This is a genomic window from Streptomyces sp. NPDC059477, from assembly GCF_042749375.1.
Taxonomy (GTDB): Bacteria; Actinomycetota; Actinomycetes; order Streptomycetales; family Streptomycetaceae; genus Streptomyces.
Map to the genome: position 1 here is coordinate 61,019 of NZ_JBHYUG010000005.1, position 25,403 is coordinate 86,421.

The window sequence follows — 25,403 nt, forward strand, 5'->3', positions numbered from 1 at the left end:
GAGAAGTCGTACAAAAGGATAAAAATAGGGTGGCTGGGTGCGCAGGGCGGGCCCCGGCGCGGATGGGCGTGGCCGCGCTGGCGATCACCGCGCTCGCGTCGGGCTGCGGGCTGGACGGCGCGCCCTCCGGCTCGGTCTCCGTTTCCGGATCGTCCGTCAAGTCCGCGCCCGGACAGCAGAACGGCGGCGGCCCGCAGGACGTGGCGGCCCGCCAGCGCGCCGAGCGGCAGGCGGTGGTGGCCGCCGCCAAGCGCTGGGGCCTGAAGACGCCCCCGCTCACGCCCCCCGCGCCCCCGGCGAAGAAACCGGTCATCACCACCCGCGACGGCTTCGAGGTCGACGGCCATGTGGAGGAGGGTCTGCCGCCCGTCTTCACCACCATCCCCACCCGCGAGAAGGTCGTCTTCCTCACCATCGACGACGGGGCCGAGAAGGACCCGGAGTTCCTGCGGATGATGAGCGAGCTGAAGGTGCCGTACACGGCGTTCATCAGCGACTACCTCGTCAAGGAGGACTACGCCCACTTCAAGGACATGCAGGCCAGGGGCGTCGTCCTGAACAACCACACCCTCGACCACCCCTATCTGCCGGGCCTGTCCTACGAGCAGCAGAAGCAGGAGATCTGCGGCATGCAGGACGTGATCGACAAGCGGTACGGCAAGCGCCCCGTGCTCTTCCGCCCGCCCTTCGGCAACTACAACAAGGACACCCTGGTGGCCGCCAAGGCGTGCGGCATCACGCACGCGCCGCTGTGGAACGAGGAGGTGTTCGTCGACCACTGGGAGTACCGCGAGTGGGACCGGGATCTGCACCCCGGCGACATCGTCCTCAGCCACTTCCGGGGCCGCGACGACTGGGAGGGCACCATGCCCGACATGATCCGCCTCTTCCTCGACAAGGTGACCGAGAAGGGGTACGCGGTGGGCCGCCTGGAGGACTACCTGTGAGGCACCGCCTGCTGGCCGCCGCGCTGCTGCTCCTCACCGTCTCGTCGGTGGCGGGCTGCGGCCGGGGTCCGGGCCCGTCGGCCTGGGTGGAGTCGGCGGGCGGCGGCCCGGGCACGTCACCGAGCGCCTCCGGCACATCCCCCGTCCCCCGGGTGCTCTCCCGCGTCCCGACCCGGGACAACGTGGTCTTCCTGACGTACGACGACGGGGCGGAGCGCGATCCGCGCTTCGTGGACATGGTCCGTCAGCGGCGGCTCCCCGTCAGCCTGTTCCTGACGGACAGCGTGGCGGGCCCGGGGTACGGCCACTTCGCCCGGCTGCGCGCGGTGGGCGCGACCCTCCAGAACCACACCATGGACCACGCCGCCCTGCGCGGCCTGCCGTACGCCGGTCAGCGCGCCGAGATCTGCGGCCAGCAGAACAAACTCAAGGCCCGCTTCGGCATCCGCCCGGCACTGCTCCGCCCGCCGTACGGCATGTACGACGACACGACCCTGCGGGCGGCCCGGGACTGCGGTATCCAGGCCCTGATCCTCTGGCGCGTCACGGCAACCGACACCGACACCCACTTCACCACCGCCCCGCACCAGCTGATGCCCGGCGACATCATCTCCGTCACCCCCGACGAAACCCCCGGCCCCACCTTGGTGACCCGCACGACCAGACTCCTGAAGGAGATCGAGCAGCGGGGACTGAGGGTGGCCCGCCTGGAGGACTACCTGTAGCCCGTTTCCGGCCGGTGAATCCTGCCGGGCCGGCGTGGGAGCGCTGGGTTGGGCAGCGCCGGTCAGGATCACGGGAAGTCGCCGGGCCAGGCACCGCCGGGTAGGGGCGCGGGGAACTGCGCGACCAGCCCCCACCCACCCGCACCCGGCGCACAACCCACCCGCACCCGGCACACAACCGACCCCACCCACGGCGCGAAGCCACCCCAAAACACCGGCGCGAACCAACCCGGCGCACACCAGAAACCCCCCGCCACGCCGGAGGCGATTGGCACTCCGCTTGACCGAGTGCTAATCCCGGTCATAGTCTCAGGTCTGGCACTCCCCCCTGGAGAGTGCCAACAACGCGACGGGCAGGTCCGGCACCCGCGACGACGGATCCACCTGGTCGCCACCTCAGACAGTTAACCCCGTGAGATCTCCGAAGGGGGAGGTCGGATCGTGACGACCACCAGCTCCAAGGTTGCCATCAAGCCGCTTGAGGACCGCATCGTGGTCCAGCCGCTCGACGCCGAGCAGACCACGGCCTCTGGCCTGGTCATCCCGGACACCGCGAAGGAGAAGCCCCAGGAGGGCGTCGTCCTGGCCGTGGGCCCGGGCCGTTTCGAGAACGGCGAGCGCCTGCCGCTCGACGTCAAGACCGGCGACGTCGTCCTGTACAGCAAGTACGGCGGCACCGAGGTGAAGTACAACGGCGAGGAGTACCTCGTCCTCTCGGCCCGCGACGTGCTCGCGATCATCGAGAAGTAATCACCTCAGATTTTCTTCTACTGCGCCGCTGGCCCCCGCTAACTCCAATGCACCCGGGCGCCGGGGGCGCAGTGCCATTTCACCCAGAATTCCGAGAGGGCTCACGCTGTCATGGCGAAGATCCTGAAGTTCGACGAGGACGCCCGTCGCGCCCTTGAGCGCGGCGTCAACAAGCTGGCCGACACGGTGAAGGTGACGATCGGCCCCAAGGGCCGCAACGTCGTCATCGACAAGAAGTTCGGCGCCCCGACCATCACCAACGACGGCGTGACCATCGCCCGCGAGGTGGAGCTGGAGGACCCGTACGAGAACCTGGGTGCCCAGCTGGTGAAGGAGGTGGCGACCAAGACCAACGACATCGCGGGTGACGGCACCACCACCGCCACCGTGCTGGCCCAGGCGCTCGTCCGCGAGGGCCTGAAGAACGTCGCCGCCGGTGCCTCCCCGGCCTCCCTGAAGAAGGGCATCGACGCGGCCGTCGCCGCCGTCTCCGAGGAGCTGCTGGCGACCGCCCGCCCGATCAACGACAAGGCGGACATCGCCGCCGTGGCCGCGCTGTCCGCCCAGGACCAGCAGGTCGGCGACCTGATCGCCGAGGCGATGGACAAGGTCGGCAAGGACGGTGTCATCACCGTCGAGGAGTCCAACACCTTCGGCCTGGAGCTGGACTTCACCGAGGGCATGGCCTTCGACAAGGGCTACCTGTCGCCGTACTTCGTGACGGACCAGGAGCGCATGGAGGCGGTCCTGGAGGACCCCTACATCCTCATCAACCAGGGCAAGATCTCCTCCATCGCGGAGCTGCTGCCGCTGCTGGAGAAGATCATCCAGGCCAACGCCTCCAAGCCGCTGCTGATCATCGCCGAGGACGTGGAGGGCGAGGCCCTGTCCACCCTCGTCGTCAACAAGATCCGCGGCACCTTCAACGCCACCGCGGTGAAGGCCCCCGGCTTCGGCGACCGCCGCAAGGCGATGCTCCAGGACATGGCCGTCCTGACCGGCGCCACCGTCATCTCCGAGGAGGTCGGCCTCAAGCTCGACCAGGTCGGCCTGGACGTGCTCGGCTCCGCCCGCCGGATCACCGTCACCAAGGACGACACGACCATCGTCGACGGCTCGGGTGACAAGTCCGAGGTCCAGGGCCGCATCGCCCAGATCAAGGCCGAGATCGACAACACCGACTCCGACTGGGACCGCGAGAAGCTCCAGGAGCGCCTCGCCAAGCTGGCCGGCGGCGTGTGCGTGATCAAGGTCGGCGCCGCCACCGAGGTGGAGCTGAAGGAGAAGAAGCACCGCCTGGAGGACGCCATCTCCGCGACCCGCGCCGCGGTCGAGGAAGGCATCGTCTCCGGTGGCGGTTCCGCCCTGGTCCACGCCGTCAAGGTCCTTGAGGGCAACCTCGGCAAGACCGGCGACGAGGCCACCGGCGTCGCCGTGGTCCGCAAGGCCGCCGTCGAGCCGCTGCGCTGGATCGCCGAGAACGCCGGCCTGGAGGGTTACGTCATCACCTCCAAGGTCGCCGAGCTGGAGAAGGGCCAGGGCTTCAACGCCGCCACCGGCGAGTACGGCGACCTGGTCAAGGCCGGCGTCATCGACCCGGTCAAGGTCACCCGCTCCGCCCTGGAGAACGCCGCCTCCATCGCCTCCCTCCTCCTGACGACCGAGACCCTGGTCGTCGAGAAGAAGGAAGAGGAGGAGCCGGCGGCGGGCGGCGGCCACCACGGCCACTCGCACTGACGCACGGCGAACTGACGGCCGTACGACCGCGTCACCGACGCCCGTACGGGAACGTCAAAGGCCCGGCACCCTGGACTCGGGGTGCCGGGCCTTCGCGTGTTCCCGTACCACCGCAGCCGGCCGACCCGAACGACCGGAACGACCTGACCGACCGGCCGACCCGGCTACCGCGGCCCGTACTTCCGCCCCGTCCGCGACGAGATCCCCCCGAGCATCCCGCGCGGCACCACCTTCGCCACCCCCATCAGCGCCTTGTAGCGCGGGTCCGGAATGGACAGGGACTTGCCGCGGGCGAGGTCGGTGAGGCCCTCGGCGACCACCTTGTCGGCGTCCAGCCACATCCAGCCGGGGATGTTGTCGGTACCCATCCCGGCCCGCTCATGGAACTCGGTGCGGACGAAACCGGGGCACAGCACCATCAGCCGTACGCCGGTGCCCGCGAGGTCGCGCGCCGCGCCCTGGGTGAACTGGACGACCCACGCCTTGGAGGCGCCGTACGTGCCACGGGGCACGAAGGCGGCCACCGACGCCACATTCACCACCCCGCCCCGGCCCCGCGCGCGCATCGACTCCGCCGCCGCCGAGGTCAGCCGGAGCACCGCCTCGCAGTGCACCTTCATCATGCGCAGCTCGTCGGCCATCGATACGTCGAGATAGCGGCCCTTGTGGCCGAAGCCGGCGTTGTTCACCAGCAGGTCCACGGCGTTCTTGCGGTCGGCGAGACGGGTGGCGACCGCCTCGATGCCGGTGTCCTCGGCGAGGTCGGCGCGCAGCACCTCCGCCTCGATGCCGTGCCGGTCGTGCAGTTCGGTCGCCTGCTCGTGCAGCCGCTCGGCGTCGCGCGCCACCAGGACCAGGTCATGCCCGTCGGCGGCCAGCCGCCGGGCGAACGCGGCACCGATGCCCGCCGTCGATCCCGTAATCAGAGCCGTTGTCATGGCCCAACATTAGTGACCCGCGCCACTCCGCGCGGACCTCGGGAGGCCGTTCACCGGGCACCAGGTGTGTGGATGACCGGCGTGGCGTCAAGAGCTGTATTTCGCCAGGTACGTGTCCATCGCCGCCACCGACTCCGGGTGCAGCGTCTCCCGCGCGGGCAGCAGGTCCGGCAGCAGATCCCGGCGGGTGGTCACCGCGAGGAACTGCAGGGCGACCGTCACCCCGTGGTCCGGCCGGCGCACGATCTCCACCGGGTCACCCGCGCGGATCTCGCCCGGCTCGATCACCCGCAGATACGCCCCCGGCGCCGCCCGCTCGGTGAACCGCTTCACCCAGCGCTCCTCACCCATATGGCCCTGGAAGGTCCGGCACGGCACCCGCCCGCTGGTCACCTCCAGCACCACCCCTGCCCCGATCCGCCACCGCTCGCCGATCAGCGCGCCGGAGACATCGAGGCCCTCGGTGGTGAGGTTCTCGCCGAACACCCCGTCGGGCAGCTCCCGCCCCAGCTCGCGCTGCCAGGCGTCGAGTTCCTCGCGCGCCACCGCGTACACCGCCTGGTCGTCGCCGCCGTGGTGGCGCAGCGAGGCGATGGCGTCCCCGGCCAGCCCGCTCCCGCCGATCCCCTTGGGCCCCGGCGCCGCCACCCGCACCGGACCCCGCACCGGCCGCTTGTCGATCCCGGTCACCCCCTCGGGATGGTCGGTGTACGGCACGGCACGTGCCCGGCCCACATTCACAGACAGCAGCTTCATGACAGGAACGGTAAGCCGACCACCCCCAAAGGCGCGACGCCGTATTCGCCGCACTCCCCAAGGTCCGCTTATGCTCGAAGGGTGATCGAGGCCCGCCATCTCCGTGTCCTGCGTGCCGTCGCCACCACCGGTTCCTTCTCGGCGGCGGGGCGTGAGCTGGGCTGCACCCAGCCCGCCGTCAGCCAGCAGATGAAGGCCCTGGAGGCGTCCGTGGGCACCCCGCTGCTGATCCGCAGCGGCCGTGAGATGCGGCTGACCCAGGCGGGCGAGGCGCTGGTCCGGCATGCCGCCGGGATCCTCTCGGGGCTCACGGCCGCCGAGGAGGAGGTCGCCGCCATCGCCGGGCTGCGCGCCGGACGGGTCCGGCTGGTCTCCTTCCCCAGCGGCAGCTCCACCCTGGTCCCCACCGCGCTGGCCGCCCTGCGCGCCGCCCACCCCGGCACCCGGGTCTCCCTGGAGGAGGCCGAACCGCCGCGCTCGGTGGAACTGCTCAGGGACGGCGACTGCGACCTCGCCCTCGCCTTCCGCTACGAGGGCGCGGCGGGCGCCGATGACGCGGGGGACGCAGAGGACACAGGAGAATGGCACGACCTGGTCGTACGGCCCCTGCTGCGCGACCGTCTGGTGGCCCTCGTACCCGAACGGCACCGGCTGGCCCGCGCCGCGTCCGTCGCCATCGGTGAACTCGCCGGTGAGCCGTGGATCGCCGGCTGTCCGCGCTGCCGGGGCCAGCTGATCGAGGTGTGCGAGAGCGCGGGGTTCACCCCCCGCATCGACTTCGCCACCGACGACTACCCGGCGGTGGTCGGCCTGGTCGGCGCCGGACTCGGCGTGGCCGTCCTGCCCCAGCTCGCGGTGGAGTCGGTCCGGCCGCGCGGCGCGCGCACGGTCACCCTGGAACCGCCGGTCCGGCGCGAGATCGTCGCCCTGACCCTGCCCGATCTGGCCCAGGTCCCGGCGGTAGCGGCGACCCTGGACGAACTGGAACGGGCGGCGGCCCGAGCGGGCGCGGCGACCCGATAGGCACGGTGGAACCGGCCGGAGGCGTACGTACATGGAGGGGGGCGTACGTACACAGAGGCGTACGCACATAAGGGCACGTCTAGGCGTGCCCGGCGTGAAGAAACGTTACTTCAGTTATGTGGGGCGCCATGGCCGCCATTGGCCGTCGCCGGCACCAGCCGGTTGCGCGCCCGTCCCATCAGCTCTTCGCGCTCGTCCTCGGTGAGCCCGCCCCACACGCCGTACGGCTCACGCACCGCCAGTGCGTGCGCCGCGCACTCCGCGCGGACCGGGCACCTCATGCAGACCTCCTTGGCCGAGTTCTCACGAGCGCTTCGTGCCGCACCGCGCTCACCCTCCGGATGGAAGAAGAGCGAGCTGTCGACCCCGCGGCAGGCAGCCAGCAGCTGCCAGTCCCACAGGTCCGCGTTCGGTCCGGGAAGGCGGGAGAAATCTGCCATTACGTGACCCCTTGTAGCCGTTCTGAGCGGATACGGTGCCCACGACCGTACAACTACGATCTAAGGAGATGAAAATATGACCACTTGCGAATCTAGCCTCAGACACCAGCAAAAGGGAAGAAAATAGGCCAAATGGGGCATACCTTGTGACGAAACCTTGAGGGTCCGTTGTGCATGTCTGCACTGTGTCCGTCCCCTCACGTAGAGTGCCGGAGACGGCGTACGGCCCCGTAACTCTTTCGAGTGACCGTCGTTGAGAGTGCGGTGGCGGTTGAAAACACATGCGCTCGGGCAAGCGTCCGAGACGGTCGACCGCACAGGTGACGATACGTACCAGCCTGGAGGCTCAAGGTGACGCGCATCAGCTGCGGAGGGCGGCCATGACTTCCGTCCTCGTCTGCGACGACTCCCCGCTTGCCCGAGAAGCGCTGCGGCGCGCGGTTGCGACCGTGCCCGGCGTCGAACGAGTGACGACGGCGGCCAACGGCGAGGAAGTCCTCCGCCGCTGGGGTGCCGATCGCTCGGACCTGATTCTGATGGACGTACGCATGCCCGGACTGGGCGGCGTCGAGACCGTACGGCGGCTGCTGTCCGCCGATCCAGGAGCGCGCATCATCATGCTCACCGTCGCCGAGGATCTCGACGGAGTGGCCCTCGCGGTCGCCGCCGGGGCCCGCGGCTATCTGCACAAGGACGCCTCGCGCGCCGAACTGCGGGCCACGGTGACACAGGCGCTCGCCGACCCCACCTGGCGACTGGCCCCGCGCCGGCTGCGCTCCGCCGAGATGGGCGCCGCGCCGACGCTCACCGCACGCGAGATCCAGGTGCTGGAGGGCATGAGTCACGGCCGCTCCAACGCCGAGATCGGCCGTGAGCTGTTCCTCTCCGAGGACACGGTGAAGACCCACGCGCGCCGGCTGTTCAAGAAGCTCGGCGCGTCCGACCGGGCCCACGCGGTGGCGCTGGGCTTCCGGTGGGGGCTGGTCCGTTAGGCCCTGCCGGCCCGGGTCCTCGCAAGGGGCCCGTGGACCCGCTGTCTGGTGCAGGCCCGCGGTACCGGGGCCTGCCAGGCGCCCGCCGGTCGAGGGAGCGCGCGCGTCGCCGCTCGGACCGTGAACGTCGTGAAAGCCCCGTCTGCCGGGTGGCGGACGGGGGTGGTTCGGCGGTGGTTCGGCGGTCCTTCGGACGCCCGCTGCTCGTTTCGCCGCGGATGCCGCATCCTTGAGGTGTGGAGTTCCTCGCGGACGAGTCGGTCGAGCGGAAGGGGAGGGCGCAGGGGATGAGTTCCGGCGCACCTGCTCATAACGCTTCGGTGCACAACCACCAAGGCGGTGCCACGGAGGCGACAGCGCCAAGGCACCATGGTCCGATGCGCGACGACGAGGCGGGCACTGCCCACGGGGCGATCGGTGCGCTCGTCCATCGCGCCGTCGACGGGGACGAGCAGGCCACACACGACCTGCTCGCCCATGTCCACCCCCTCGCGCTGCGCTACTGCCGCACCCGGCTGTCCCGGCTCCCGGGCGACGCGCGGCACTTCGTCGAGGACCTGGCGCAGGAGGTCTGCGTCGCCGTCCTGCTCGCCCTGCCGCGCTACCGCGACACGGGCCGCCCCTTCGAGGCGTTCGTCTTCGCCATCGCCGCGCACAAGGTCGCCGACCTCCAGCGCGCCGCGATGCGCCACCCCGGTTCCACGGCCGTGCCGTCCGACGAGATGCCCGAGCGGCCCGACGACTCCCTCGGCCCCGAGGAGCGCGCCCTGCTCAGCAGCGACGCGGAATGGGCCAAGAAACTGCTGGCCAACCTCCCCGAGAACCAGCGCGAGCTGCTGCTGCTGCGGATCGCCGTGGGCCTGACCGCGGAGGAGACGGGCCAGATGTTGGGAATGTCACCGGGCGCGGTCCGGGTGGCCCAGCACCGGGCCCTGAGCAGACTGCGGGCGCTCGCCGAGCAGTAGGCGGCTCCTTCCCCGAGGCCACTGGGCAGCCGTTCTGTACGCGGGATGCCCTGTCTTCCGTACGAACATACGAAGCCGTTCGGCCCGCTGAACCGTGGAATGAGGTGCCCCCGCTTCCCGTTAGCATGGACATCCGCACCGAGCAAGGCCATATGGGGAAGGTGTCATGACTGCCAACGTCGACGGAGTGCCCGGGAAATTCGCGACACTCGGGCTGACCTACGACGACGTGCTGCTGCTGCCGGGCCCGTCGGACATGGCTCCTGACGAGATCGACACCGCCTCGTACGTCTCCAAGAACGTGCGGGTCAACATCCCGCTGCTGTCCGCCGCCATGGACAAGGTCACCGAATCGCGCATGGCGATCGCGATGGCCCGCCAGGGCGGCGTCGGCGTTCTGCACCGCAATCTGTCCATCGAGGACCAGGCCAACCAGGTCGACCTGGTCAAGCGGTCCGAGTCCGGCATGGTGACCGACCCGATCACCATCCACCCGGACGCCACGCTCGCCGAGGCCGACGCGCTGTGCGCCAAGTTCCGCATCAGCGGCGTCCCGGTCACCGACGGCGACAAGAAGCTGCTGGGCATCGTCACCAACCGCGACATGGCCTTCGAGACCGACCGCACCCGCCGGGTGCGCGAGGTCATGACGCCGATGCCGCTGGTCACCGGCAAGGTCGGCATCTCCGGCATGGACGCCATCGAGCTGCTGCGCCGCCACAAGATCGAGAAGCTGCCGCTGGTCGACGGCGGCGGCGTCCTCAAGGGCCTGATCACGGTCAAGGACTTCGTCAAGGCCGAGAAGTACCCCAACGCCGCGAAGGACTCCGAGGGGCGGCTGCTGGTCGGCGCCGCGGTCGGTGTCGCCGGTGACTCCTTCGAACGGGCCCAGGCGCTGATCGAGGCGGGCGCCGACTTCATCGTCGTCGACACCGCCCATGGCCACTCCCGGCTGGTCGGCGACATGGTCGCCAAGATCAAGTCGAACTCCTCCGGCGTCGATGTCATCGGCGGCAATGTCGCCACCCGCGACGGCGCCCAGGCCCTGATCGACTCCGGCGTGGACGGCATCAAGGTGGGCGTGGGCCCCGGCTCGATCTGTACGACCCGCGTGGTCGCCGGCGTCGGCGTCCCGCAGGTCACCGCCATCTACGAGGCGGCCCTCGCCGCCAAGGCGGCCGGCGTCCCGGTGATCGGCGACGGCGGCCTCCAGTACTCCGGCGACATCGCGAAGGCCCTGGTGGCGGGCGCCGACACGGTCATGCTGGGCTCGCTGCTCGCGGGCTGCGAGGAGTCGCCGGGCGAGCTGCTGTTCATCAACGGCAAGCAGTTCAAGTCGTACCGCGGCATGGGCTCGCTGGGCGCCATGCAGACCCGCGGCGACCGCAAGTCCTTCTCCAAGGACCGCTACTTCCAGGAGGGCGTCGCCTCCGACGAGCAGCTGGTCCCCGAGGGCATCGAGGGCCAGGTGCCCTACCGCGGCCCGCTCGCCTCCGTGGTCCACCAGCTGGTCGGCGGGCTGCGCCAGTCGATGTTCTACGTCGGCGGCCGGACCGTGCCCGACCTCCAGGAGGGCGGCCGGTTCGTCCGGATCACCTCCGCGGGCCTCAAGGAGAGCCACCCGCACGACATCCAGATGACGGTCGAGGCGCCGAACTACAGCCGGGGCAAGTAGTCCGCACGGCGTGCCGAGGGCGGCTCCGGAGACTCCGGGGCCGCCCTCGCCGTGCCGGTCGGTGATACTGGAAGGCGCTGAACGCAAAGGGAGAGGCCACACACGTGACTGAGATCGAGATCGGGCGCGGCAAGCGCGGGCGCCGGGCATACGCCTTCGACGACATCGCCGTCGTCCCCAGCCGCCGTACGCGCGACCCGAAGGAGGTCTCGATCGCCTGGCAGATCGACGCCTACCGCTTCGAGCTGCCCTTCCTGGCCGCCCCCATGGACTCGGTCGTCTCCCCGGCCACCGCGATCCGCATCGGCGAGCTGGGCGGTGTCGGCGTACTGAACCTCGAAGGGCTGTGGACCCGCTACGAGGACCCGCAGCCGCTGCTCGACGAGATCGCCGCGCTGCCCGCCGGGTCCGCCACCCGCCGGATCCAGGAGATCTACGCCGCGCCCATCAAGGAAGAGCTGATCGGCGCCCGCATCAAGGAGGTGCGCGACGCCGGTGTGGTCACCGCCGCCGCGCTCTCCCCGCAGCGCACGGCCCAGTTCTCCAAGGCCGTGGTGGACGCGGGCGTGGACCTGTTCGTCATCCGCGGTACGACGGTCTCGGCGGAGCATGTCTCGTCCTCGCACGAGCCGCTGAACCTGAAGCAGTTCATCTACGAACTCGATGTCCCGGTGATCGTCGGCGGCTGCGCCACGTACACCGCCGCCCTGCATCTGATGCGCACGGGCGCGGCGGGTGTCCTGGTCGGCTTCGGCGGGGGCGCCGCCCACACCACGCGCAATGTGCTCGGCATCCAGGTCCCGATGGCCACGGCGGTGGCGGATGTCGCCGCCGCCCGCCGTGACTACATGGACGAGTCGGGTGGCCGGTACGCGCATGTGATCGCGGACGGCGGGGTCGGCTGGTCCGGTGACCTGTCCAAGGCGATCGCCTGCGGCGCCGACGCGGTGATGATGGGCTCGCCGCTGGCCCGCGCCACCGACGCGCCGGGCAGGGGCCACCACTGGGGCATGGAGGCCGTCAACGAGGAGCTGCCGCGCGGCAACAAGGTCGACCTCGGCACGGTCGGCACGATCGAGGAGATCCTCACCGGCCCGTCGCACATCCCCGACGGCTCGATGAACTTCTTCGGCGCGCTGAAGAGGGCGATGGCCACCACCGGGTACAGCGAGCTGAAGGAGTTCCAGCGGGTGGAGGTCACGGTGGCGGACTCGCAGCACAAGCGGTGACGCCGCGCTCTGACTGATTCGCCCGATCGGCTGTCGGCTGCCGGCTATTGGCTGTCGGCTTGAGCGGAGGGGTCCGGTTGCCCTGGGGGGTGGCCGGGCCCCTTTTGCGTGCCTGAACGCGCTGGTGGGGGCGTGTTGTGCGAGGCGGGGGCGCACGGTTGCGTTCGGGGTGGATGTGGGCTGAATGGGCGAAGCGGGGCGGTAACGTCCGTGTCCGGCGCCCCAGTTCTCTGGGACGCCCCCTTCCAAGGAGAGCGTTCCGGACCCCGGCCCTCGGGGCCCGGCCCGAATTCCACATGAGCCGCCTACCGGGCCTATGGGTGGCGTCATGGAAGGGGGCGTGCCCATGGGACGTCACCGCAAGCCCACCCGCTGGGACCGTCTTCAGCTTCGGCTGGTGAAGTTCCGGAGGAGGTGGATCTTGCGGATCTATGGCCGATGAGCGGCCGCCCCCAAGAGAACTAGGGGCGGACACCCGTTAGTCGGTCGGAGCCTGCCGCAGTGTCCGCTGCGGTGGGCTCCACCCTTGTGCTGGCCGATGAGCGGCCGCCCCCAAGAGAACTAGGGGCGGACACCCGTTAGTCGGTCGGAGCCTGCCGCAGTGCCCTCTGCGGTGGGCTCCTCTTTGATCTTTTGTGCAAGGTGTGGACGGCCGTCCCCATAGGGACTGGGGGCGGACACCCGTGATTCAGCCGTCTCCACCGTACTGGCACCACCCGGCCCACGCCAGCAGCTCTCGCGGCGCCGCACCCCCACGCGCCCCCCGCTCACAACCTGTGCGCCGCCCCCGTGGGTGTGGCTCCCCGGGTGTCCAGGAGGAGCTGGGCCTTCACCGAGAGGCCCTGGAGGTCGTACGTGCGGTGCTGCTGGAGGAGGATCGTGAGGTCGGCGTCGGCTGCGGCCTCGTAGAGGGAGTCGGCCCGGGGGACCGGGCGGTCCAGGACGTTCCAGGACGAGACATGCGGGTCGTGGTAGCTGACGGCGGCGCCGAGTTCCATGAGGCGGATCGCGATCTCGTGGGCGGGGGTGCCCTGCTGGTCGGCGAGGTCGGGTTTGTAGGTGACGCCGAGGAGCAGCACGCGGGCGCCGCGGGCGGATTTGCCGTGCTCGTTGAGGAGGGCGGCGGCGCGCTGGACGACGTAGCGCGGCATCTGTTCGTTGACGTGCCGGGCCAGTTCGACCATGCGCAGGCCGCGGCCGGCCGGGCCGGTGAGGGCCTGGGGGGTGGCGTGGCCGCCGACGCCGGGGCCGGGGCGGAAGGCGTGGAAGCCGAAGGGCTTGGTCTCGGCGCAGCGGACGACGTCCCACAGGTCGACGCCGAGGTCGTGGCAGAGCACGGCCATCTCGTTGACGAGGGCGATGTTGACGTGCCGGAAGTTGGTCTCCAGGAGCTGCACGGTCTCGGCCTCGCGCAGGCCACGCGCGCGGACGACTTTGTCGGTGAGGCGGCTGTAGAAGGTGGCGGCGGACTCGGTGCAGGCGGGGGTGAGGCCGCCGATGACCTTGGGGGTGTTGGCCGGGGTGAAGTCGCGGTTGCCGGGGTCGACGCGGCTGGGGGAGTAGGCGAGGTGGAAATCGCGGCCCGCGCGCAGGCCGGAGCCGGCCTCCAGGAGGGGGCGGAGGAACGTCTCGGTCGTGCCGGGGTGGACCGGGGACTCCAGGATGACGGTGGTGTGCGGGCGCAGGCGCGGGGCGAGGGTGCGGGCGGCGCTCTCCACCTGGCCGAGGTCGGGGTCGCCGTCGGGGCCGCGCGGGGTGGGCGCGCAGATGACCGCGTAGCGGACGCGGCCCAGCTCGGCGGGGGCGGGGGCCTGGCGGTAGCCGTCGGCCAGCATCCGGCGCATGTCGGCGGGGCTCAGGGAGCCGGCCTCCGGCCCGGTCGGGTAGCCGACGGTGGGGATGCCTGCGGCGACGGCGGCCTGGGCCAGGGGGAGGCCGAGCGCGCCGAGTCCGATGACGGCGAGATCTGCGGGCATGGCGTGGGCCGTCCTTCCCAGTTGCCGAAGCGGTTGGCGGGAGCAGAGAGCGGGGGCGGTACGGGGGTGGTGCGGGGGGTGGAGCGGCTAGCAGGGGTGGGGCGGGTGCGCAACCCCTGTGGACAGAACGGGGCAGCGCAATGTCAGACTAGGAGTAAATATGACCGAAATACGGCATTGCCTCCTTGTGTCGCCGGGCCGGACGTCCCTTCTCGCGTTGCGCGGACGGGTGGGTTGTCCACAGGCTGGAGGTGTGTGGTGGCCGGAGTCGGGCAAGACGGTCAGAATCTGGGCAGGGGGATGCGGCCGTGGCAGCGCCCGACGGGTGTGGCCGGCGTGACCGACGAGCGGGAGGCAGCGGTGAGGACAGCGACACTGGGGCCGGCGCAGCGCGCCGAGTCCCTGGCATCAATGGCCGAGCGTGAACTGGATGTGCTGGTCGTGGGCGGTGGGGTGGTCGGCGCGGGCACCGCCCTGGACGCGGTCACCCGCGGACTGTCCACGGGGCTGGTGGAGGCCCGCGACTGGGCGTCGGGCACATCGAGCAGGTCCAGCAAGCTGATCCATGGCGGGCTGCGCTATCTGGAGATGCTGGACTTCACTCTCGTGCGCGAGGCGCTCAAGGAGCGCGGTCTGCTGCTGGAGCGGCTCGCCCCGCACCTGGTCAAGCCGGTGCCGTTCCTGTACCCGCTCCAGCACAAGGGCTGGGAGCGGCTGTACGCGGGCTCGGGCGTCGCCCTCTACGACGCGATGTCGCTGGCCCGCGGCCATGGGCGCGGGCTGCCCACCCACCGCCATCTGACCCGCCGTCACGCCCTGCGGGTCGCCCCCTGCTTGAAGAAGGACGCGCTGGTCGGGGCGTTGCAGTACTACGACGCGCAGATGGACGACGCGCGGTACGTGGCGACGCTGGTGCGGACCTCGGCGGCGTACGGCGCGAAGGTCGCCAACCGCGCGCGTGTGACGGGTTTCCTGCGCGAGGGCGGGCGGGTCGTGGGCGCGCGCGTGCAGGACGTCGAGGCGGGCGGGGAGTACGAGATCCACGCCAAGCAGATCGTCAACGCCACGGGTGTGTGGACCGACGACACCCAGGCGATGGTGGGCGAGCGCGGGCAGTTCCACGTCCGGGCCTCCAAGGGGATCCACCTCGTCGTGCCCAAGGACCGGGTCAGTTCCACGACCGGGCTGATCCTGCGGACGGAGAAGTCCGTGCTGTTCGTCATCCCCTGGGGGCGGCACTGGATCATCGGCACCACCGACACCGACTGGAGCCTCGACAAGGCGCACCCGGCCGCCTCCAGCGCGGACATCGACTATCTGCTGGAGCACGTCAACTCGGTGCTCGCGGTGCCGCTGACCCGCGACGACGTGGAGGGGGTCTACGCCGGGCTGCGCCCGCTGCTGGCCGGTGAGTCGGACGCCACCAGCAAGCTGTCGCGCGAGCACACCGTGGCCCATCCGGCGCCGGGCCTGGTGGTGGTGGCGGGCGGCAAGTACACGACGTACCGGGTGATGGCCAAGGACGCGGTGGACGAGGCCGTGCGCGGGCTGGACATGCGGGTTGCCGACTGTGTCACCGAGGACATCCCGCTGCTGGGCGCGGAGGGCTACCGGGCGCTGTGGAACGCGCGGGCGCGGATCGCCGCGCGGACCGGCATCCATGTGGTGCGCGTGGAGCATCTGCTGAACCGGTACGGGTCACTGGCCGAGGAGGTCCTCGACCTGATCGCCGCCGACTCCTCGCTGGGCGAGCCGCTCCAGGCCGCCGACGACTATCTGCGCGCCGAGGTCGTCTACGCCGCCTCGCACGAGGGGGCGCGGCATCTGGACGACGTGCTGACCCGGCGTACCCGGATCTCCATCGAGACCTTCGACCGGGGTACGCGCAGTGCCCGGGAGGCCGCCGGGTTGATGGCTCCGGTGCTCGGCTGGGACGAGGGCCAGATCGAGCGCGAGGTCGAGCACTACGAGAAGCGGGTGCAGGCCGAGCGGGAGTCCCAGCGCCAGCCGGACGACCTGACGGCGGACGCGGCGCGGCTGGGGGCGCCGGACATCGTGCCGCTGTGACGGGGGCGGCTTTGGTGGGGCCGCGCTGAATCCTCATGGGGGGCGGCACACTGACGGGCGGGGCGCTCTGAGGGTTGGGGCGCTCTGACGGTTGAGGCGTGCTGACGGTTCGTCGTGGGGGGCGTCGGTCATGTCACTCGAACGGGTGTAGGGGTTCGGGATCTCTGTTCGGGGTCGGTTCGTTCATCGGGTGTCGGGCGGTGTGCTGGCCGCATTCCGGTGGTGGGGGACGGAGGGACTCCGGCGGAGGCCGGGGAAGGGCACCCGGGGCGCTGAGCACTTGTCGGGTGAGAGACAATGGAGGCTCTGTCAGGGCGGGTTGCATGAGGGGACGCATGTCGGAGGCGGAGCGAACGGGGGCATCCCGTCAGGACCAGAACGCACGTCTCCTCGCCGGGCGGTACCGGCTGGGAGGCGTGCTCGGCCGCGGTGGCATGGGGACGGTGTGGCGGGCCGAGGACGAGACGCTGGGGCGGACGGTCGCGGTCAAGGAGTTGCGGTTCCCGACCAGCATCGACGAGGAGGAGAAACGCCGGCTCATCACCCGCACCCTGCGCGAGGCCAAGGCCATCGCGCGGATCCGGAACACGAGCGCGGTCACGGTCTTCGACGTGGTCCAGGAGGACGACCGTCCCTGGATCGTGATGGAGCTGGTCGAGGGCAAGTCGCTGGCCGAGGCGATCCGTGAGGACGGGCTGCTGGAGCCGCGCCGCGCGGCCGAGGTGGGCCTCGCGATCCTGGACGTGCTGCGCTCTGCGCACCGCGAGGGCATCCTGCACCGGGATGTGAAGCCGTCCAACGTACTGATCGCCGAGGACGGCCGGGTCGTGCTGACCGACTTCGGTATCGCCCAGGTCGAGGGCGACCCGTCCATCACCTCGACCGGCATGCTCGTCGGCGCCCCCTCCTACATCTCCCCGGAGCGGGCCCGTGGCCACAAGCCCGGCCCGGCCGCCGACCTCTGGTCGCTGGGCGGACTGCTCTACGCGGCCGTGGAAGGCGGCCCGCCCTACGACAAGGGCTCCGCGATCGCCACGCTCACGGCGGTGATGACCGAGCCGCTGGAGGAGCCGAAGAACGCCGGGCCGCTGGCGGACGTCATCCGGGGCCTGCTCACCAAGGACCCCCAGAAGCGGCTCGACGACGCGGGCGCGCGGGCGAAGCTGCACGCCGTGATCCACGCGCCGGTGTCCGGAGGCGCTGAGCCGGCGGACGCGACGCGGGCGATTCCGCTGCCGCCGCAGCCGGACCGGCGCTCGGAGAAAGGGAGTCCGGGCACCGAACGTAGTGCCGGGCAGGGCTCTGGACCGGGCGCCGAGTCGGGCGGGCGGCTGCGCGGGGCACTGCGGTCGGGGCGCAAGGGCGCGGTGGCCACCGGGGCCGCGGCGGCGGGCGCCGCTGGCGCGGCCGGTGCGGCGGCGGTCACGCGCACGCCGGGGGGCGGTACGGACGCCGGGCCGGCGGGCGGGGTCGGCGGTTCTTCCGGTGGGGCTTCTGGTGGGACCTCCGGTGGGTCCGCCGGGTCTTCTGGATCCCCCGGGTCCTCCGGGTCCTCCGGGTCTTCCGGCGAGGGTGCCGCGTCGGTGACGGCCGGGATGTCGGCGGCGGCCGTGGCGTCGCGGGGTACCGGCGGCTCGGGTGGCTCCGCAGGCAAGGCCGGGGCGGCGGGTGTGGCCGGTGACGGGTCTCTTGCGGGGTCCGCTTCGGGGCCCGCACCGGTCGGCTCGTCGGCCGGGGGTGATTCCTCCTCCGGTGGCGGGGCGGGGGTGAAGAGTACGGCGCCGGGGCGCAGTGCGTCCGGGTGGCCCGTGGTGCCGCCGCCGGATCTGCCCGCGCGCCCGGCGCCGAGGGCCTCGCTGACCGACGTGGTGCCCAGGCGGACGCTGCTGATCATCGCCGTGGTGGTGGTGCTGGCGGTGCTCGGAGTGGTGCTGAGCATCGTGTTCGCCGGGGACGACGCGTCGGACGCGCAGTCCGACGGCTCCGCCCGGAGCACGCCCAGCGCGACGGCGAGCGCCGACACCCGCTCCGAGGCCGGCGGCGGCACGGGCACGGACGGACAGGCCACCGACCCCGCGGCCCAGGGCGGTACGCCGGATGCGGGCACCGGTCAGGCGGACGACGAGGAGAAGTCGGACGACGCCTCCGACGACGCGGGCGAGGACGGGGGCGGCACGTCCGGGGTCAGCGGAGTGGCGTCGACGTACGAGGGGCAGCAGGGCTACTCGGTGGGGCTGCCCGAGGGCTGGAAGTACCAGTCCTCGGACAGCGCCGGGGACCGCTTCACCGGCCCCGACGGGCAGAAGCTGCTGGTCGGCTGGACGACCACGCCCAAGGACGACCCGGTGGCGGACTGGGAGAACCAGGAACGCTCGATGTCCCGCGCGCAGTACGAGCGGATCCGAATAGCCGCGGTGGACTACCGGGGCTGGAACACGGCCGACTGGGAGTTCACCTATGTGGAGAGCGGCACGCAGTACCGCTCGGTCGACCGGGGGTTCGTCGTGGACGACGATCAGGGCTACGCGCTGATGTACACGGCGAAGGCGGCGAACTGGGGCGATGCCGAGCGCGCCGACACGTGGAGCACGCTGACGGAGTCCTTCGAACCCAAGCCGTGAGCGGGCGCGGACAGGGGGCGGAAAACGGGTAGGGACGATGAGATGTCCCATCCCCTCAATGCGTATTGCCTCTGGCACGTATCGTGAGTGCTTGCGAACCGTACGCATCCGGAACGGGACGCCTGACGAACGGAATTGACCAACCCGGACGGCCGGGGGAGGCAACGTGGACGACTACGCGGGGCGGGTGCTCGCCGACCGCTACCGCCTGCCGCTGCCGCCTTCCGACGAGTACGAACTCGCCGAGAGCCGGGCCTTCGACACCTACAGCGGACAGGAAGTCCTGGTGCGGCAGGTGCCGTTGCCGGAGGTGGTCGAGGCGGAGGTGCTCGACGACCAGGGGCTGCCCGAGGGATTCACCGCCCGCAGCCATGTGGGACGCAGACCGCAGGCCCGCAGCGCGAGTTCGCGCCGGTCGGCAGATCCGGCCGTGCGGCGGGCCGTCGAGGCGGCACAGGCGGCGGCGCGGATCCCCGATCATGCCCGGCTGGACCAGGTCTTCGATGTGTTCGCCGAGGGCGGTTCGCTGTGGATAGTCAGTGAGCTGGTACCGGCCCGGCCGCTCGCGGCCCTGCTCGCCGAGCAGCCGCTGACGCCCTATCGCGCCGCCGAGGTCGCCTCCGATGTCCTCACCGCCCTGCGGGTGCTGCACGCCCATGGCTGGGTGCACCGCAACATCACCGCACGCACGGTCCTGATCTGCGACGACGGCCGGGTCATGCTGACCGGGCTGGCGGTCGGCGCGGCGGAGGAGGCACTGTGCGGGTACGACCCGGTGCCGCCTCCGGAGGGGGATGACGGCAGCGGTGGCGGGGGTGGGGCGAGGGCCGGTGGAGGGCCGGGGGTGGGACCTGGTGGATCCGGGGTTGCCGGTGCGCTCGGTGGGTCCGGTGTGCCTGGTGGGGCTTCTGGTCGTGTGGGTGGGGGTTCCGGTGGCGGGGCGCAGTTTGGGCAGGTGGGTGCCGGTGGGCCTGCGGGTGTGGGTGCCGGTGGGCAGGTAGGCGCTGGTTGGGCCGCGGGTGCTGGTGGGCACGTAGGCGCCGATGGGGCTGCGGGTCCCGGGGGGCACGCGGGGGCGGTGGAGACCGCCGGGGCCTTCGGGAATGATCCCGAGGCCGCGCGGCGGGCCGCGATCGAGGCGCGGGCGGCCGGAGGGCTGCCGGTGGCCGGGGCCGAGCGGGGGGCGGGTGCCGGGGGTTCGGCGGTGCCGGACCGGCGGGCGGTGGAGAGCGGCGGGGACATCAGGGCGGCGCGGGCCGGGGCGATCGCCGCGTACCGTGCGGGTGCGCGGGCGGCGGCCCGGGTGCAGGAGACGCAGCAGAACGGGCGCGCGGCACTGCCCGGTGCCGGTCCGGCGCCCGAGAGCGGGGAACCGCAGGGGCCGCACGGGCAGATAGCCGACCCCTATGGGGTGCGGAGCGCCGGCCGGCAGATCGAGCCGGTCGAGCAGGCCGGGCAAGGCGCCGGAGCCCCCGCCGTGCTGCCGCCCGCGATGCCCGGAGGGCAGGCGCTGGAGCGTCAGGGGGCGGGAAGCCACGGCGTCGGAGTGCCAGGCGCTGGAGTCCCGGGCGCGGGGCTCCCGGGGGCAGGAGTGGCCGGGGTTCCGGCGGCGGGTGTTCCGGCGCAGGCGGGGCCGGCCGAGGTCGGCTCGGTGGCCGGGGGGACCGCGCGCTGGGACGAGGTGGCCGCCGGGCGGCCGGGCGTCCGGCGGGGGCCGGCCACGGCGCTGGCCGCCGAGCGGGCGCGGCAGGCGCGGATGGCCGTCGTCGGGCCGGTGACCGAGCGCTGGGCGCCGGAGCAGGCCGGGCCGGTGCACGAGAACTGGCAGCTGGCGGCGCCGATCGGTCCCGCGACCGACCTGTGGGCGCTCGGGGCGCTGCTCTTCCGTGCCGTACAGGGGCATGCTCCGTATCCGGAGGAGTCGACGGCCGAGCTGGTGCAGATGGTGTGCGGGGAGCCGCCCGCCTTCGCCGAGGAGTGCGGGCCGCTGCGGCCGGTCGTGGAGTCGCTGCTGCGTCAGGACCCCACCGAGCGCATCGACTTCGAGGAGCTGCGGGGCTGGCTGCGTTCCCTGGTGCGCTCGGCGCCCGAGCCGGAGGCCGGGGTGCATGTGGTGGCGGCGCCGCCCGCCGACACCAGCCGGCTGCCGGTGGTGCGCCGCCGGGGCGAGCTGGTGCGCAGGCGCAAGGCCGGGCTCCCGGCGACGCACGGGCGGCACAAGCGGGCGCGGCAGGAGAAGGGCGCGCCGCGCAAGCTCGGCCGTACCCTGCTCGTCCTGGTGCTGCTGGCGATGGCGGGGGCGATCACGTACGCGGCGCTGTTCATGCCGAAGGCCGGTGAGAACGGCGCGAGCGGGGCCGGCGGCACCGACCGGACCGGGGCGGCCGGCGGGGTGAGCGAGGAGTCCGGAGCGCCGGACGCCAGCAGTGAACCCCGGCCCGACCAGACGTCACCCGGCGGGGAGGGGAGCGGCGACGGATCGTCAGGCGGGTCGGACGGGTCGACGGGGTCGGCGGAGACGCAGACCGCCGGTCCGGAGGTTGCCGACGGGTTCACGCTGCGCAACGACCCCGAGGGTTTCCGGGTGGCCGTCGCCAACGGCTGGGACCGGACGGCGGAGAACGGGCGCGGGCAAGTCGTCTACTCGCAGGGCTCCTTCGAGCTGATCCTGGTGCCGGGGCGGGACCCGGCGGACGAGTTCGGCACGGATCCGATGGAGTACCAGCGCGAGCGCGAGCCGGAGCTCCAGCCGTACCGCGACTCCAGCTGGGCCACCTCCACCGGGCTGAAGTCCATCGAGGTGGGCGGACGGATGATGGCCGAGGGGCAGTTCACCTGGACCGGCGACGACGGGCGCGAACTGTTCGTACGCAATCTCGCGATCCTGGTCGACGGCCGTTATCACGTGGTGCAGTTGCGCGGTCCGGAGGCCGAGCGGGACGAGGTGACCCGGCTCTACGAACAGGCTGCGCAGACGTATCAGGTGACGGACTGACAGGACTGACAGGGCTGACAGGGCTGACAGGAGCCGGAAGGGGCTGACCGGGGGCCGGCAGGGAGCTGAAGAGGGAGGGCGAACGCCTGCTCGGTTAGGGCTGATCCATGGCCGGATCGGGGCCAAAACGGGCGTTCGTGGGTTTGGTTCATTTCTGTCCCGCGAAGCGACAACCGTCACAGTGCGGTCTCCGAGGCCACCCACAGGTTCCCCGAGCGCGGGGCGGTCTTTACGCTGACCCTGTCAAGAGCATTGCGGGGAAACGTGAATCAGATGCAGGGCCTGCGCCTGGGGGACCGCTACCGGCTGACCGACGCCATCGGCAGTGGAGGCATGGGACGGGTCTGGCGCGCCCATGACGAAGTACTGAACCGGGCCGTCGCCATCAAGGAGCTGACCGCCGCGCTCTACGCCTCCGACAGCGACCAGTCGGTGCTGCTGGCGCGGACCCGGGCCGAGGCGCGGGCGGCGGCGCGGATCAACCACTCGGCCGTCGTCACCGTCCATGACGTACTCGAACACGACGGCCGGCCATGGATCGTGATGGAGCTGGTCGAGGGGTATTCGCTCGCCGACGCGGTGAAGGAGAACAGCCGGATCGAGCCCGCCGAGGCCGCCCGGATCGGGCTGTGGGTGCTGCGGGCCCTGCGCGCCGCGCACACCGCCGGGGTGCTGCACCGCGATGTGAAGCCGGGCAACGTCCTGCTCGCGCGCGACGGCCGGGTGCTGCTCACGGACTTCGGGATAGCGCAGATAGAGGGCGACAGCACCATCACGCGGACCGGTGAGGTGGTCGGTTCCGTCGACTATCTGGCCCCGGAGCGGGTGCGCGGCCACGATCCCGGACCGGCCGCCGACCTGTGGGCGCTCGGGGCGACGCTGTACACGGCGGTGGAGGGGCTGTCGCCGTTCCGCCGCACGTCACCGCTGGGCACGATGCAGGCGGTGGTCGAGGAGGAGCCCGAACCACCGGCGTACGCTGGGGCGCTCGCGCCCGTCATCACCGCGCTGCTGCGCAAGGACCCGGCCGCCCGCCCCGGCACCGCCGAGACCGAGCAGCTCCTCGCGGAGGCGGCGGAGGGGCGACGGCCCCGGGCGGCGCAGGCGTACATACCCACGTCGTTCGCGCCCACCCCGTCGCATCCCGCCGGGGCGGGAGGACCCACGGGGACCGGGACGACCCCGCATTCATCGCCCCCGCACGCGTCGACTGCGCATTCATCGACTCCGCACTCATCGACTCCGTATCCGCCGACCCCGTACGCGTCGACTCCGTACGCGTCGACTCCGTATGCGCCGGTGATCGGGCCGACCGCTGTCGGCCCGCACCCGCCCGGCGGTGGCGGTCCGGGTCCCGCGGTTCTTCCGGGCGGCCCGTCCGGTCCGTCCGGTCCACCGCGGCGGCAGCGGCGGTTGCGCACGCTCGCGCTGGTCGTCGCGGTGGCCGCGCTGGTCGGCGGGGGTACGGCGGTGGTGCTGGAGCAGCGGTACGGGGGCGAGGACAGCCCGCAGGGGCAGCAGAACTCCACGTCCCCCGAGTCGCCGCCCCAGCCGGAATCGACGTCGTCGCAGGGCCAGGACGGCCAGGACGAGCCGGTCGATCAGGGGGCGGCCGTACCGGACGGGTGGGTGCCGGTCACGGATCCGCTGGGCTTCGGGCTCTCGCTGCCCGAGGGCTGGGAGCGGCAGAAGCCGAGCGTCTCCGGTGACATCCAGCAGGTCGACTACACCCCCGACGGCGGGCGGCACTTCCTGCGCATAGCCGTCGACGGATCACCCGACTACGCCGACCCGTACGCGCATCTGCTCGACCTCGACCAGCAGCTCGGGGACCGGCTGGTGGACTATCAGCAGACCTCGCTGGAGCGGAACGTCTACCGGGACCGGTCCGGCGCCCGCTGGGAGTACGGCTGGACGGCGCTGGCCAAGGACACCGCGTTCCCGGGGCCGTACCGGGCGGTGGACCAGATGTATCTCTCCCGGGACGGGGTCGAGTACGCGCTCTACATGGCGGCGCCCGCGGAGGAGTGGGAGACGGCCGTCGAGGAGTTCGAGGCGGTGCTGCGCAGCTGGAGCGAGCCGGGAGCGGAATCGTCCGGCTGATTCGTCCGGCTGATTCGTCCAGCCGATTCGTCCGGGTGAGTCCTCAAGCCGGGCCGGGCGGCAGCGGTACGTACCGGACGGTGGATTGGGCCGTCGGCGGGGGCGGGATTCGGTCGTATCGGGCGAACGGGTTTCGTACGGTGATCTCCCGGCGCCTCGGGGGAGTTGTCCCGCCGGTCGCCGGGTGGGGTGCCGTGACCGGCGTCGGTTGTCGGCCACCTGCGCGCTCAGGGTCCGGAAGGGGTGGCTCCGGGTCGGGCATGATGGGGCGCATGGGGACCGAGCGCGCGGATGGTCGTGTCATCGCGGGCCGCTACCGGCTGGAGGCGCTCCTCGGACGGGGCGGTATGGGGGTGGTCTGGCGGGCCACCGACGAACTGCTCGGCCGCCGGGTCGCGGTCAAGGAACTCGAAGTCGACCCCTCCCTGTCGCCCGACCGGGCCCGGGTGCAGCGCGAGCGCATCCTGCGCGAGGCCCGTACCGTCGCCCGGCTCCACCATCCGCATCTGATCGTCGTCCATGACGTGGTGGCGCACGAGGAACGGCCCTACCTCGTCATGGAGCTGATCGACGGCGGGTCGCTCGCCGACCGGATCGCGGCGGGCGGTCCCGTCGAGCCGCGCGAGGCCGCCCGGATCGGGGTCGCGCTGCTCGGCGCGCTCGGCACCGCGCACGCGGCGGGCGTGCTGCACCGCGACCTCAAGCCCGCCAATGTGCTCATCGAGGCCGGCACCGGGCGGGTCGTGCTCACCGACTTCGGGGTGGCGCGGGTGTCCGGGGCGTCCACGCTCACCGAGAGCGGGACGTTCGTGGGGTCGCCGGAGTACACCGCGCCGGAGCGGATGTCGGGCACGGGCACCGGACCGGCCTCCGACCTGTGGTCGCTGGGCGCGCTGCTGTGCGCGGCGGTGAGCGGTGAATCGCCCTTCCAGCGCGCCTCGGTGGGCGGCACGCTCAACGCCGTGGTCTCCGCCCAGATTCGGCTTCCGACACAGGCGGGGCCGCTGCTGCCCGTCGTACGGCGGCTGCTGGAGCGCGATCCCGAGCGGCGGCTGGACGCGGCCGGGGCCGAACGGATGCTGCGGGCCTTCCTGGACACGGGCCGTACCGAACGGCGGCGGCTGGACCGGGTGCTGTCCCGGCGTCGTGGGCTGCTCGCCGCCGCGCTGCTGGTGGCCGCGCTGACCGGGGCGGGCGTGTCGGCGGCGCTGCTGGCGGACGACGATGGGGGAGAGGGGAACGGGGACGAGCGGCCGGGCGGGGGGCCGCCGAGTATGTCGGTGAGTGCGACGGTGACCGGGTCGGTCGGTGCTTCCGTGGGGGCCTCGGTGAGTCCCTCGGTGACCGCTTCCGGTGGTCCGACCGGTGGTCCGACGGCCGTTCCGTGAGCCGTCGTGACGTACTCCCGACATAGGCCCAGAAGCACCGCCATAAAAGGGAGATAAGTCGCGGCCCGCGTCACGG

18 protein-coding genes are annotated in these 25,403 nt (G+C 71.9%); 14 read left to right on the plus strand and 4 right to left on the minus strand.

The window, feature by feature from the left end; genetic code table 11:
• Window positions 1-62: 62 nt before the first annotated feature.
• From ACFXAZ_RS04070 to groL, 4 genes are all read left to right on the plus strand, one after another.
• Window positions 63-947, plus strand: a complete 885-nt coding sequence (locus ACFXAZ_RS04070; protein WP_384584943.1) for a polysaccharide deacetylase family protein — start codon at window positions 63-65, stop codon at window positions 945-947.
• On the plus strand, window positions 944-1,672 hold the full coding sequence (locus ACFXAZ_RS04075; RefSeq protein ID WP_384584690.1) for a polysaccharide deacetylase family protein: 729 nt from the start codon (window positions 944-946) through the stop codon (window positions 1,670-1,672). Before ACFXAZ_RS04070 ends, ACFXAZ_RS04075 begins: the two co-directional genes overlap by 4 nt.
• 441 nt (window positions 1,673-2,113) lie before the next feature.
• The gene (gene groES, locus ACFXAZ_RS04080) at window positions 2,114-2,422 is read left to right on the plus strand and encodes a co-chaperone GroES (RefSeq protein WP_190121666.1); all 309 of its coding nucleotides are present in this window, start codon (window positions 2,114-2,116) and stop codon (window positions 2,420-2,422) included.
• Between the two features lie 111 nt (window positions 2,423-2,533).
• Window positions 2,534-4,159, plus strand: a complete 1,626-nt coding sequence (groL, locus tag ACFXAZ_RS04085; protein WP_384584692.1) for a chaperonin GroEL — start codon at window positions 2,534-2,536, stop codon at window positions 4,157-4,159.
• A 164-nt stretch (window positions 4,160-4,323) separates the two neighbouring features.
• Here the strand turns inward: groL and ACFXAZ_RS04090 are convergent, their stop codons facing one another.
• Together ACFXAZ_RS04090 and ACFXAZ_RS04095 are read right to left on the minus strand one after the other, a co-directional pair.
• Window positions 4,324-5,097 (minus strand): SDR family NAD(P)-dependent oxidoreductase, encoded by a 774-nt coding sequence (locus ACFXAZ_RS04090; RefSeq protein WP_384584695.1) that lies wholly within the window; start codon window positions 5,095-5,097, stop codon window positions 4,324-4,326.
• An 87-nt stretch (window positions 5,098-5,184) separates the two neighbouring features.
• Entirely contained in the window at window positions 5,185-5,853 is a 669-nt protein-coding gene (locus ACFXAZ_RS04095) for an MOSC domain-containing protein (RefSeq protein ID WP_384584698.1), read from the minus strand.
• A gap of 81 nt (window positions 5,854-5,934) precedes the next feature.
• Between ACFXAZ_RS04095 and ACFXAZ_RS04100 the strand changes: the two genes are divergently transcribed.
• Window positions 5,935-6,876, plus strand: a complete 942-nt coding sequence (locus ACFXAZ_RS04100) for a LysR family transcriptional regulator (protein ID WP_384584701.1) — start codon at window positions 5,935-5,937, stop codon at window positions 6,874-6,876.
• A gap of 110 nt (window positions 6,877-6,986) precedes the next feature.
• Here the strand turns inward: ACFXAZ_RS04100 and ACFXAZ_RS04105 are convergent, their stop codons facing one another.
• Window positions 6,987-7,316 carry a WhiB family transcriptional regulator gene (locus tag ACFXAZ_RS04105; protein WP_384584704.1) on the minus strand — a complete coding sequence of 110 codons (330 nt, stop codon included), beginning with the start codon at window positions 7,314-7,316 and terminating at the stop codon, window positions 6,987-6,989.
• A 380-nt stretch (window positions 7,317-7,696) separates the two neighbouring features.
• On the opposite strand from ACFXAZ_RS04105, the gene ACFXAZ_RS04110 reads away from it, so the two are divergent.
• From ACFXAZ_RS04110 to ACFXAZ_RS04125, 4 genes are all read left to right on the plus strand, one after another.
• Window positions 7,697-8,308, plus strand: coding sequence for a response regulator transcription factor (locus ACFXAZ_RS04110; RefSeq protein ID WP_003948568.1), 612 nt, complete (start codon window positions 7,697-7,699; stop codon window positions 8,306-8,308).
• A 377-nt stretch (window positions 8,309-8,685) separates the two neighbouring features.
• Window positions 8,686-9,273 carry a sigma-70 family RNA polymerase sigma factor gene (locus tag ACFXAZ_RS04115; protein ID WP_382680426.1) on the plus strand — a complete coding sequence of 196 codons (588 nt, stop codon included), beginning with the start codon at window positions 8,686-8,688 and terminating at the stop codon, window positions 9,271-9,273.
• Between the two features lie 166 nt (window positions 9,274-9,439).
• The gene (gene guaB / locus ACFXAZ_RS04120) at window positions 9,440-10,948 is read left to right on the plus strand and encodes an IMP dehydrogenase (protein ID WP_384584707.1); all 1,509 of its coding nucleotides are present in this window, start codon (window positions 9,440-9,442) and stop codon (window positions 10,946-10,948) included.
• A 104-nt stretch (window positions 10,949-11,052) separates the two neighbouring features.
• Window positions 11,053-12,177 (plus strand): GuaB3 family IMP dehydrogenase-related protein, encoded by a 1,125-nt coding sequence (locus ACFXAZ_RS04125; protein ID WP_384584710.1) that lies wholly within the window; start codon window positions 11,053-11,055, stop codon window positions 12,175-12,177.
• A gap of 767 nt (window positions 12,178-12,944) precedes the next feature.
• Here the strand turns inward: ACFXAZ_RS04125 and ACFXAZ_RS04130 are convergent.
• A complete protein-coding gene (locus tag ACFXAZ_RS04130) occupies window positions 12,945-14,153 on the minus strand; it encodes a nucleotide sugar dehydrogenase (RefSeq protein WP_384584713.1) in 1,209 nt (402 codons plus the stop codon).
• A 360-nt stretch (window positions 14,154-14,513) separates the two neighbouring features.
• On the opposite strand from ACFXAZ_RS04130, the gene ACFXAZ_RS04135 reads away from it, so the two are divergent.
• The 5 genes from ACFXAZ_RS04135 to ACFXAZ_RS04155 all read left to right on the plus strand — a co-directional run bounded on the left by ACFXAZ_RS04135 (window position 14,514) and on the right by ACFXAZ_RS04155 (window position 25,327).
• Window positions 14,514-16,220, plus strand: a complete 1,707-nt coding sequence (locus ACFXAZ_RS04135; RefSeq protein WP_384584946.1) for a glycerol-3-phosphate dehydrogenase/oxidase — start codon at window positions 14,514-14,516, stop codon at window positions 16,218-16,220.
• A 335-nt stretch (window positions 16,221-16,555) separates the two neighbouring features.
• Window positions 16,556-18,841: a serine/threonine-protein kinase gene (locus ACFXAZ_RS04140; protein WP_384584716.1), complete on the plus strand. Its 2,286-nt coding sequence runs from the start codon at window positions 16,556-16,558 to the stop codon at window positions 18,839-18,841.
• Window positions 18,842-19,007: 166 nt separating this feature from the next.
• The gene (locus ACFXAZ_RS04145; protein WP_384584719.1) at window positions 19,008-21,836 is read left to right on the plus strand and encodes a protein kinase; all 2,829 of its coding nucleotides are present in this window, start codon (window positions 19,008-19,010) and stop codon (window positions 21,834-21,836) included.
• A gap of 273 nt (window positions 21,837-22,109) precedes the next feature.
• Window positions 22,110-23,939: a protein kinase gene (locus ACFXAZ_RS04150; RefSeq protein WP_384584949.1), complete on the plus strand. Its 1,830-nt coding sequence runs from the start codon at window positions 22,110-22,112 to the stop codon at window positions 23,937-23,939.
• A gap of 272 nt (window positions 23,940-24,211) precedes the next feature.
• Window positions 24,212-25,327: a serine/threonine-protein kinase gene (locus ACFXAZ_RS04155; RefSeq protein WP_384584722.1), complete on the plus strand. Its 1,116-nt coding sequence runs from the start codon at window positions 24,212-24,214 to the stop codon at window positions 25,325-25,327.
• Window positions 25,328-25,403: the final 76 nt, after the last annotated feature.